The 10,130-nt window shown below is 66.9% G+C and carries 8 protein-coding genes and 1 pseudogene; 4 read left to right on the plus strand and 5 right to left on the minus strand.

Annotation, left to right across the window (positions count from 1 at the left end):
- The first annotated feature begins 34 nt into the window (after nucleotides 1-34).
- On the plus strand, nucleotides 35-589 hold the full coding sequence (locus ACTIIH_RS14920) for an NUDIX domain-containing protein (RefSeq protein ID WP_441452684.1): 555 nt from the start codon (nucleotides 35-37) through the stop codon (nucleotides 587-589).
- Nucleotides 590-749: 160 nt separating this feature from the next.
- Here the strand turns inward: ACTIIH_RS14920 and ACTIIH_RS14925 are convergent, their stop codons facing one another.
- Nucleotides 750-1,877, minus strand: coding sequence for a glutamate--cysteine ligase (locus ACTIIH_RS14925; RefSeq protein ID WP_441452685.1), 1,128 nt, complete (start codon nucleotides 1,875-1,877; stop codon nucleotides 750-752).
- 147 nt (nucleotides 1,878-2,024) lie between these two features.
- Nucleotides 2,025-2,663: pseudogene (locus ACTIIH_RS14930) on the minus strand (ABC transporter ATP-binding protein); the annotation flags it as partial.
- 83 nt (nucleotides 2,664-2,746) lie between these two features.
- Between ACTIIH_RS14930 and ACTIIH_RS14935 the strand changes: the two are divergent.
- On the plus strand, nucleotides 2,747-4,384 hold the full coding sequence (locus tag ACTIIH_RS14935; RefSeq protein ID WP_441452686.1) for a glycoside hydrolase family 3 N-terminal domain-containing protein: 1,638 nt from the start codon (nucleotides 2,747-2,749) through the stop codon (nucleotides 4,382-4,384).
- A gap of 133 nt (nucleotides 4,385-4,517) precedes the next feature.
- On the opposite strand, the gene ACTIIH_RS14940 is transcribed toward ACTIIH_RS14935, so the two are convergent.
- From ACTIIH_RS14940 to ACTIIH_RS14950, 3 genes are all read right to left on the minus strand, one after another.
- Nucleotides 4,518-5,417, minus strand: coding sequence for a C40 family peptidase (locus ACTIIH_RS14940; protein WP_441452687.1), 900 nt, complete (start codon nucleotides 5,415-5,417; stop codon nucleotides 4,518-4,520).
- A gap of 401 nt (nucleotides 5,418-5,818) precedes the next feature.
- The gene (locus ACTIIH_RS14945) at nucleotides 5,819-6,652 is read right to left on the minus strand and encodes a sulfurtransferase (RefSeq protein ID WP_441452688.1); all 834 of its coding nucleotides are present in this window, start codon (nucleotides 6,650-6,652) and stop codon (nucleotides 5,819-5,821) included.
- A 47-nt stretch (nucleotides 6,653-6,699) separates the two neighbouring features.
- Nucleotides 6,700-7,917 (minus strand): class I SAM-dependent methyltransferase, encoded by a 1,218-nt coding sequence (locus tag ACTIIH_RS14950; protein ID WP_441452689.1) that lies wholly within the window; start codon nucleotides 7,915-7,917, stop codon nucleotides 6,700-6,702.
- 114 nt (nucleotides 7,918-8,031) lie between these two features.
- Here ACTIIH_RS14950 and rsmA point away from each other — a divergent pair, with 114 nt between their 5' ends.
- Nucleotides 8,032-8,979 (plus strand): 16S rRNA (adenine(1518)-N(6)/adenine(1519)-N(6))-dimethyltransferase RsmA, encoded by a 948-nt coding sequence (rsmA, locus tag ACTIIH_RS14955; protein WP_441452690.1) that lies wholly within the window; start codon nucleotides 8,032-8,034, stop codon nucleotides 8,977-8,979.
- Nucleotides 8,976-9,923 (plus strand): 4-(cytidine 5'-diphospho)-2-C-methyl-D-erythritol kinase, encoded by a 948-nt coding sequence (locus ACTIIH_RS14960; RefSeq protein WP_441091867.1) that lies wholly within the window; start codon nucleotides 8,976-8,978, stop codon nucleotides 9,921-9,923. Before rsmA ends, ACTIIH_RS14960 begins: the two co-directional genes overlap by 4 nt.
- Nucleotides 9,924-10,130 lie beyond the last annotated feature (207 nt).

Here is a 10,130-nt window from a genome sequence, read left to right on the forward strand (position 1 = left end):
TCCTTCGCCGCCGTCTCCTCTTTGGATGTCGATCATGTCCTCGTCTGAGAACGAACCGAACAGCGCCGCCGAGCAGAACGCACAGGCGGCGAAGTCCACGCGCCTGCCCGACGGTCGGCCGCCTCGGCGATCAGGTGACGGGTGGACGTATGGGTCTGATGGGAAGAAGCATTGGGGCCTCAACGGGGCCGCGGGGCTCATGCTCGTCGATCCCGAGCGTGGGGTGCTCATGCAGCACCGGGCGCTGTGGTCGGTCGAGGGCGGGACCTGGGGGTTCCCCGGCGGTGCCCGCGATATGGGCGAGTCGGCGGTCGAGGCCGCGGTCCGGGAGTCGTGGGAAGAAGCCGGGGTGCCTGACCAGGATGGGTCGGGCATCGAGATCCTCGAGACGCATGTCCTCGACCTGGATACCTGGTCGTACACGACGGTGATCGCGAAGACCCTGCGCCGCTTCGACGCTGTCATCAATGACCCCGAGAGCATCCAGCTGACGTGGGTGCCGCTCGATGAACTCGACGACTTTGAGCTGCACCCGGGAGTCGCCGCTGCGCTGCCGACGCTGTTGGAACTGCTCCGCCCTCACCTGTGAGTGGGCACCCCGCCGGCGGTGCCGTGCCTGCGGGCCCACGTGTCTCCTGTGGGTGGATCCGTCTCGAAATCTCCTTGCGAATCGTGGTGGATCCACCCCTAGGACGCATGAGGGACTGATGCGGCCGCGGGTGGGCGCAATCGAACCCGGAAGAACAGCCTCAGCTGTAGGAGTTGCGGAGGTCGCCGATGAGCGAGCGGGTCACCTCGGTGAGCGAACCGGTGGTTCCGAAGACCTTCTGCAGGCGCTGGTAGGGCACGCCTCGTTCGATGATCGAGTTGATCGAGTGCAGCTCGTCGACACAGCCGAGACGTTCGGCGACGGGCGAGAGGCGCTCGATCTCATCGGCGAGGCACTCGGTGACGAGACGCTCGTCGGCCGCGGCGTTTTCGATGATGATCGCGTCCATGCCGTAGCGGGCGGCGCGCCACTTGTTCTCGTTGTGGAACCAATCGGGCATCGTCGGCAGAGTCTCACCGGCGTCGAGGCGCTCGGACATGTCATCGACGAGGCACTGGATGAACGCAGTGACCGCGAGGATCTCCTCAAGCGTCGGCAGTCCGTCGCAGACACGGACCTCGACGGTGCCCCAGTGCGGGGCCGGCCGGATGTCCCAGCGGATCTCGTTGATGTTGTCGATGATCCCGGTGGTGAGCATATCGTCGACGTACTTCTCGTAGTCCGCCCACTGACCGAACTGGAACGGCAGACCGGCCGTCGGGAGCTGCTGGAACATCATCGCCCGGTTCGAGGCATAGCCGGTGTCCGTGCCGCCCCAGAACGGAGACGACGCGGACAGTGCCTGCAGGTGCGGGACATAGGCGAGCAGTGCGTTGACGATCGGCAGCACCTTGTCGCGCGAGTCGATGCCGACGTGGACATGGACGCCGAAGATCAGCATGTTCCGACCCCACCACTGGGTGCGATCGACGAGTTCGAGATAGCGGTCCTTCGCCCGGACCTCCTGCGACTGCCACTGCGCGAACGGGTGGGTGCCCGCCGACATCAGTTCGACACCGCGTGCCTCGGTCAGCTTCCGCAGCGCCCCGATCGAGGTGGCCAGATCCTCAGCTACGGTCGACACCTGTTTGTGCACGCCGGTGACGAGCTCGATGGTGTTCGTCAGCATCTCTCCGACGATGTGCTTTTCGTACTCGGGCGCATGCTCGGCCACATCGGCCAACAGAGTCTCGGCAGCCGGGGTCAGATCCAGGCTGCGAGAATCCAGCAGAGCCAGTTCCCACTCGACACCGAGGGTGGAGCGGGGAGAGCGTGCGAAATCGACCATGATCCGATCATAAACGCGCACGCCCGATTCCCCTGACTCAGCGGCGACTTTCGAGCTGTGTGATGCCCCGCATTCCCCCGCCGAGGCGGCCCCACCGTCCCGGGGTGCGCTCGCCTTCGTCGCCCCGCCGGTCACGCGGCGCACCGATCACGCGGCGCGGCGTGCATCCTCGGCCAATCGGCTGCCCGAATCGGTGTCGAAGAGGTGCAGGCGCGCGGCATCGGGAGTCACGCGCACGGTGTCCCCGCGGCGGATCGTCGAGCGGCCGGCGACGCGAGCCACCACTGTCTTCTCGCCCGCGGCCAGGACTGCTCGACCATGGACGTATGCATCGGCGCCGAGCTCTTCGACGAGATCGACGGTGACCTCGAGGCCTTGGGTCTCGGTGACCTGCAGATCCTCCGGACGGATCCCGACGGTGACCGTCTCACCGGTCACCTGGTCACGCTGCTGCGCAGTCAGGGACAGCTCGACATCGCCGAGGCGCAGCGACGTACCCTCGACCAGCACGTCGACGAGGTTCATCGCCGGCGAGCCCATGAAGCCCGCGACGAAGAGGTTCGCCGGTCGATCGTAGAGGTTCGCGGGAGTGTCGACCTGCTGCAGCCTGCCATCGGCGAGGACCGCGACCCGGTCGCCCATCGTCATCGCCTCCACCTGATCGTGGGTGACGTAGACGGTGGTGACGCCGAGGCGGCGGGTCAGGGATGCGATCTGTGCGCGGGTCTGCACCCGCAGCTTCGCATCGAGGTTCGACAGCGGCTCGTCCATGAGGAAGACCTGCGGGTAAAGGAGACCGCCCGCCGTCTGGCCGCTCACGAAGAACTCTGAACAGGCGGCGAGCAGGCGGGAACGTCTAGCATGGAGACATGTTGCGTTCTCGCCTGAGCCTCCTGGCCCTGACCACGACTCTCGCGCTCGTCGGCTGTTCCGGCGGAGCGTCAGCCCCCGAATCCTCCACGGCCGAACAGAAGTCCTCCGCCGAGTCGGGTTCTCAGACCCAAGCGCAGTCTGAGGCCCAGACCGAATCGTCCCTGGATGACCCCGCCGACGCCGATCCTGCTGACTTCAAGGACGAGGCCGCGGGCATCGTCGGAGACTTCTCTGACGAGGAGCTCGCCGGGTCACTCATCATCGGCACCTGGGAAGGCACGGACACGCAGACCCCGGTGGACATGGTCAAGCAGAACCACCTCGGCGGGGTCATCGTCATGGGCTACAACCTGGCCGAGAACCCGACGAAGGACCAGGTCACGGAACTGACTGGTCAGATCTCCGGGGCACGGTCGAAGGGTCAGCCCGTATCGATCGGCGTCGATCAGGAAGGCGGCCCGGTGTCACGCCTCGGCACCGCAGCGCTGCCGTTCCCGCCGCTCATGGGCTTGGCCGCGACCGACGATTCCGACCTCATCACCGACGCCACGACCGTGCAGGGGCGGAACCTCACCGATCTGGGCTTCACCATCGACTTCGCCCCGGACTCCGACGTCACGGTCGGACCGAAGGACAAAGCGATCAACGTCCGCTCGGGGGGCACCGACCACGAGGATGTCGCCGAGGTCGTCGCCGACGCCGTCGAAGGTTACCGCTCCGGTGGGGTGTCGAGCTCGGCGAAGCACTTCCCGGGGCACGGCCGCCTCGGCGTGGATTCGCACGAGAGCCTGCCGGTGTCGGAGAAGTCGATCGAGGAGATGGAGGACACGGATCTCCTGCCGTTCAAGTCCGCGGTCAAGGCAGGGGTGCCGATGGTGATGATGGGGCATATCGGGCTGCCCGATGCGAAGACGACGCCCGCGACCCTGAACAAGAAGGCGTACTCGGTGCTGCGCGACACCCTCGACTATGACGGTGTCATCACCACGGACGCGCTGAACATGAAGGCCGTGCCGCAGAACCTCAGGGGTGGAGAGACGGTCAAGGCGCTCGCCGCTGGAGCCGATATCGCCCTCATGCCCCCGGATTCGGCGGCCGCGCAGAAGGCGATCGTCACGGCGATGGGGGACGGGACACTGGAGAAGAAAGACCTCGTCGAGAAGTCCGAACGCGTCGTCGCCGCACAGCTGGCCACCGCCGAGGCTCAGAAGAGCGTGCAGGCCGGGGACTCGGATGCGAAGGATCCGAAGAAGGTCCTCGCCGAGGTCGCCGACAAGTCGCTGACCGTGCTCAAGGGCAAATGCTCCTTCGCGGGTACGGACTCGATCTCGATCGTCGGCGGCAGTGACAAGGAGAAGGCGGCGCTGAAGGAGGCGGCCGAAGCCGAGGACCTCACCGTCGGATCCGGCGGAACCTCCGTGAGTCTGAGCCCGTCGACCTCCGCCGAGGTGGCCGTGGGCACCGCTGCTCCGTGGACGATGCGCAGCACCGCGGCGAAGTCCGCCGTGACCGCGTACGATTCGAACCCGTATGCACTGCGGGCCGTGGCGAAGTGGCTGAAAGGCGACCTCGCGGCATCGGGTCAGCTGCCTGCCGAGTACGACGGCAGCGACAAGGCCCCCGATTGCGGGTGATCAGACGGCTGCGATCACGGGTTCCTAGCGGGGCTGTGAACATGGTCGTGATCGTGCGACGCACATAGAGGAATCCCCGCGTCGGCACTGTGCCGGCGAGGGGATTCCTCATGTATTCAGTTCTGAGTGGAGATCAGAGCACGCGGATGTACTGGGCGCCCTGCTGAGTCATCCAATCGACGCTGCGGTAGCTGGTGTCCACCGAAGAGTTGCCAGCGTCGTACATCATGCCGTCGCCTGCGTAGATGCCGATGTGGCCCGGCGACCAGATGATATCTCCGGACTTCGCCTCGGAGGCCGAGACGACCTGTCCGGCGCCCTTCTGTGCCGAAGACGTGCGCGGCAGGTCCACCCCCACCTTGCCGTAGACGAATGAGGTGTAGCCGGAGCAGTCCCAGCCGCTGGGTGAAGTCCCGCCCATCACGTACGGTGTGCCGACGTACTGCTTCGCGATGGCGATGACCTGCTCGGCCTTGGAACCGTCCGGGACCTTAACGTCCCCGGAGCCCGAGTCTGCGCCGTCGTCCTTGCTCTTGTCGTCGCCCGAATCGGAGCCCTCATCGCTGGTGCCGGCGGAATCATCGTCAGAGTTGTCGCTCGGCTCTTCCTTCGGCTCCTCAGCGGGCGCCGGTTCTGCGACGGTCTCCTCCGGCTCTTCCTTCGGCTGAGGCTTCGGTTTCGGCTTGGGCTTCGGCTTAGGGGCGGCCTCGGCTGTGACCACGTCGGTATCGACGGTGACTTCAGCCTCCTGATCGCCCTTCTTCGAGGAACCGCCGGCATCGATGGTCGGCGTCTGGTTCTTGAATTCGACGGGTGCCTGCTTCTCGGACTCGGCTGCGACCTTTGCTTCGTCGTCGGTTCCCTGCCCTGCCGCGGGCATGATCGCTGCGGTGAGCAGTCCGCCGCTGGCGGCGACGACTGCGGCACGGCGGCCGAATGCGCCGGAGTTCGAAGCGAGCAGTTCGCTCAGCTCGGTCAGTGGGGTCTTTGCCTTGGCGTTCGCGGCGCGGCGGCCGTGCTGCTTAGATGCCACGATTTCCTCTCGTTGCCTGTCTGAGTGTGACGATGTCCTCCACTGTAACGAATTCGTGATCTTCTGTCACGTTTTTGTTACAAAAGGATTCGCGGGTAGACTCGAGAGTAAAATTGCAGGTCAGGGGGCTGGGGCTGACATGAATGGCTGGTGAATGACCACGGTTCCGCCCGATTGCGTCTGTGATTCAGCGCTCAGTCTCAGCCTTGAATAACGGTTCGTGACAATCGTGGAGGGCGATTCCTGGGTCGATCCGCGGCGTTTTTCACGCTCAAACCACCGTGGATCGACCCAAGAATGCCGCCGGCGCGTGACCGCCGGCGCGTGACCGCCGGCGTGTGACCGCGCTTGCGGTGGTGCGCGCGGATGCGGTGGTGCGCACGTGCGGTTGTGACTGAGCGTCAGGAGCCGGTCTCGACGGGGCGGTCGGGATCGGATGACCAACCGGACCAGCTCGCGGGGTAGAGGCTGGCCTCGACGCCGAGGGTCGCCAGCGCCAGAGCGTTGTGGCAGGCGGTGACTCCCGAACCGCAGTACACGCCGACGGGACCATCGAGGGCGCCCAGTTCATCGAAGCGTTCGCGCAGCAGCGCCTCGGCCAGGAACGTCCCCGCAGGAACGTTGTCCGTGGCCGGGGCGCTCTTCGCCCCGGGAATGTGACCGGCCTGCGGATCGAGCGGTTCGGTCTCTCCGCGGAAGCGCTCACCGGCGCGGGCATCGAGCAGGACTCCATCGAAACCGGCTGCCGCCTCGGCGTCGATGACGGGCAGTCGACCCGGGCTGATCTCCACGGCACTCGGTGTGACCTCGGGGGAGCCGCCGGTCTCGAGCGTCCCGCCGGCGTCACGGAACGCGGCGAGTCCGCCGTCGAGGACCCGCACGCTCAGCCCGGCCCAGCGCAGCAGCCACCAGGCGCGGGCCGCACCGAGGGACGAGTTGTCGTCATAGACCACGACCTCGGTACCTTCGTCGATGCCCCAGGAACGCACAGTCTTCTGGAAGGCTTCAGCGCTCGGCAGCGGATGCCTGCCCGCCGTCGGGTCGGTGGTGTCGTGGTCGGCGAGTTCGGTGTCGAGGTCGACATAGATTGCGCCGGGGATGTGCCCGGCGGCGAAGTCCTCGCGGCCATCGGGTTTCGGCAGAGTCCAGCGGACGTCGAGCAGCCTCGGCGCTGGGGAGTCGGCCATTCGGGTGAGCAGTTCATCGGCGCTGATGAGAACGTCGGAGCGGGACAATTCGATCTCCTTCACGGGCGGATTTCTTCACGGACAGGTTGAAAGGGTCATACAGGTTGGGTGAGGAGCACGACGTGCTTGTCACCGAGCCGGGTGAACACGAGAGTGGCTGTGTCGCCCTTGGGCAGTTTGAGCTGGTGTCGGACCTGGTCGGGAACAATGTCGGCCCCGCGTTTCTTGATCACGACCGAGCCGATTCCGCGAGAGACGAGCTCCTTGCGCAGGCTCGGGACCTTCGCGGGCAGTACGTCGACGACCTCGTAGGTGGTGACGCCTGCGGCGGCCGGGCCGCTCGGTTCGACGTCGGTGGTCAGATACGCGATCTTCGGGTGGAGTCTGCGGGCCTGCAACGGTGGGCACAACGCTGCGACGAGTCCGGCACGCACGATCGCCCCGTCGGGTTCGAGCAGATACTTCCCGAGCTCCCCGATGCCCGACTCGTCCTTATCGGGCAGGTTGTCCTCGTGGACGAGGAGGGTGCGTTCGCCCATGACGAGAGCTCCGCGTCCGGGTCGCTGCATGGCCGCACCGAAGTAGAGGCAGACCTCGACGACCTCTCCATTATGGGAGACCCACTGGGCTTCGGCATCCTCGGGGACGAGGTCGTGGTCGAGTGCCGGGCCGAGCTTCACTCCGGCTGCCTTCGCCGTACTCGCCTGCTCGATCACCCATGACAGAGAAGGTGAGAACGCCTCGGGGTCGGTGATGCGGGAAGTCGATCCGCGTTTGTCAGCCTTGCCGATGGTCCGCCGGGCCGGATCGAACCAGAGGGCATCGAATCCGTCCAAGCCGACATCCTCGGCGCGTGCGTGTTCGACCTCGGCATCGGGCAGATGGCGGAGGTTGAAGGCGGCGATGGCTGCGGTGACCTCGTCGGCATCGACGGCCGAGACCTGCGCGCCCATTCCGGCGAAGGCGACCGAATCCGCGCCGATCCCACATCCGAGATCGGCGATGCGGAAGGACTCACCCTCGGCCACGTCGCCGATGAGGCGACCCGCATGATGAGCGGCGACCGGCAGCCGCGTGGCCTGGGCCAGTCCGTCACGGGTGAAGAGCATATCCTCCGCGAAGGGTCCGAGCTTCGCTGCCGCCTCCTGACGCAGCCGGGCCTGAGTGAGCAGGGCTGCAGTCACCTCGGCGGAGAAGCCCTCCTTGCGCAGGGCCGTGGATCTGGCGAGCTCATCGCCTTCGAGGTCGTCGATGCGGTCGAGACGTTCGAGGACGGCGACGTCGAGCAGTTCGGTCAGTGTCTGCGGATCCATGGCTTCACCCTATCGCCTGCACGGTGGGGTCTTCCGCTCGCCGAGGCGGCCCGGCCGAACCGCCGGGCCGCTGCGGTGGTTGTGACGGCTGGGTGGTGCGGTAAGTTGTTGGCTGTGACGTTATTGACCGCCCGCGATATCCGCGAATTAGCTGCTGACATCGGTCTGCGCCCGACGAAGCAGAAGGGCCAGAACTTCGTCATCGACCCCAATACCGTGCGCTCGATCGTCACCACCGCCGGTCTCGAAGAGAACTCGAGCGTCGTCGAAATCGGTCCGGGACTCGGTTCGCTCACCCTCGGCCTGCTCGAAGCCGGTCACTCCGTCACCGCGGTCGAGATCGACGAACTGCTTGCGCAGAAGCTGCCGAGCACGGTCGACAGGTTCGCCGGCAGTGACGCGCCGTTCCAGCTGGTCAACGCCGATGCCCTCCGCGTCACGACGCTGCCAGAACCGCAGCACACCACCGAACCCGCGGACGATCGGCCCGATGCCGCGAACCAGCCCGATGCGCTCGTGTCGAACCTGCCGTACAACGTGGCCGTGCCCGTGCTGCTGCACTTCCTCGAGACCTTCCCGAGCCTGACGACCGTCCTCGTCATGGTCCAGCTCGAAGTCGCCGAACGCCTCGCCGCCGCTCCCGGCTCCCGCACCTACGGAGTCCCCAGCGTCAAAGCCCAGTGGTACGGGGACGTCCAGTTGGCAGGCAAGGTCGGCAAGAACGTGTTCTGGCCGGCCCCGAACATCGACTCCGGACTCGTCCGCATCGACGTCACCCGCACCGACCGCGACCCGGAAGTGCGCGGCCGCCTCTTCGCCCTCATCGACTCAGCCTTCGCCCAGCGCCGCAAGACCCTGCGCGCTGCCCTGTCCGGCTGGGCCGGCAGCCCCCAGCAATCCGAAGACCTGCTGACCGCGGCCGGAATCGACCCGAAGACCCGCGGCGAGGCCCTCACCGTCGCCGACTTCCAACGCCTCGCCGCCGTTGCCGTCGGCGCCGGTGGCGCCTCCAACGCAGATGCCGCTGCACCGGCCCCTCCCGCTGAGGATCCCTCACCATGACCGTCCCGCTGCACCCGCGCATGACGATCCCGGCCCCGGTGAAAGTGTGGGCGCCGGCGAAGATCAACATCCACCTCGGTGTGGGCGCGGTCAACGACGGATATCACGAGCTCGCCACCGTGTTCCAAGCGCTTAACCTCGGCGAGACCCTCACCCTCATTCCCGGCGGAACACGAACGATCATCGTCCAGGGCCGCTACGCGGATGCCGCGGTCCCACGCGATGAGTCGAACTTCGCCAGACGCGCCGTCGACCTCCTCATCACCGCACTCGAAGACGATCGTGACGTCGACGTGCTGCGTGACCTCGACATCGTCATCGACAAGCAGGTGCCCGTGGCCGGCGGCATGGGCGGCGGATCGGCCGACGCGGCCGCCGCCCTCGTCGGAGCCGCCCACCTCGTCGGCGGCGTCGACGAGGCGATCCTCCACGAATGCGCGGTCGCCGTCGGTGCCGACGTCGCGTTCCTCCTGCGCGGGGGCACGGCCATCGGCCACGGTCGCGGGGAGAAGCTGAGCCCCGTGCTCACCCGCGGAACCTTCCACTGGGTGATGGCCACCTCGGCGTCGCCCCTGCCCACCCCGGACGTCTACGCCCGCTTCGACGAGCTCAACCCCTCCCCGGCACCCGCGACCGTCCCCGACCGGGTGCTCACGGCGCTCGCCGCCGGCGAACCGGACACGCTCGCGGGATCCGCGGCGAACGACCTCACCGAGGCGGCCGTGTCCTTCATGCCCGAAATCGCCGAGGTGATGGAGGCCGGCCGGGACGCCGGAGCGCTCCTGCCCCTGCTCAGCGGGTCGGGCCCGACGATCGGCTTCCTCGCCCGCGACGCCCACCATGCCCTCGACCTCGCCGTGCTCCTGCAGGCCACGAGAGGCGTCAACGAAGCGCTGCGCACCACCGGGCCCGCCCCCGGAGCGCACATCGTGGACGGCGGCTGACCGTGGGGGAGGAGAACGGCACCCCCGCCGAGGCGGACAGTGCCGCACCCATCAAGGCTGAGCGCCGCCTCGGTGACGGTCGACCGGAACGACCGCGCCGCCTCGGTGACGGTCGAACTGATCTCACCCACCGACGGCGGTGGCCCGGATGTCGGACTGTCGATATGTTAGAGCCATGACTTTGCCACACGAAGATGTTGACCCAGA

Source organism: Brevibacterium sp. (assembly GCF_052105255.1).
GTDB classification, from domain to species: Bacteria; Actinomycetota; Actinomycetes; order Actinomycetales; family Brevibacteriaceae; genus Brevibacterium; species Brevibacterium linens_B.

Bases quoted from the DNA above. Each gene is read 5' to 3' on its own strand.
- ACTIIH_RS14935 (WP_441452686.1), top strand. From the start codon at position 2,747: ATGTTGCGTTCTCGCCTGAGCCTCCTGGCCCTGACCACGACTCTCGCG.
- ACTIIH_RS14950 (WP_441452689.1), bottom strand. From the start codon at position 7,917: ATGGATCCGCAGACACTGACCGAACTGCTCGACGTCGCCGTCCTCGAA.
- ACTIIH_RS14920 (WP_441452684.1), top strand. From the start codon at position 35: ATGTCCTCGTCTGAGAACGAACCGAACAGCGCCGCCGAGCAGAACGCA.
- ACTIIH_RS14960 (WP_441091867.1), top strand. From the start codon at position 8,976: ATGACCGTCCCGCTGCACCCGCGCATGACGATCCCGGCCCCGGTGAAA.
- ACTIIH_RS14925 (WP_441452685.1), bottom strand. From the start codon at position 1,877: ATGGTCGATTTCGCACGCTCTCCCCGCTCCACCCTCGGTGTCGAGTGG.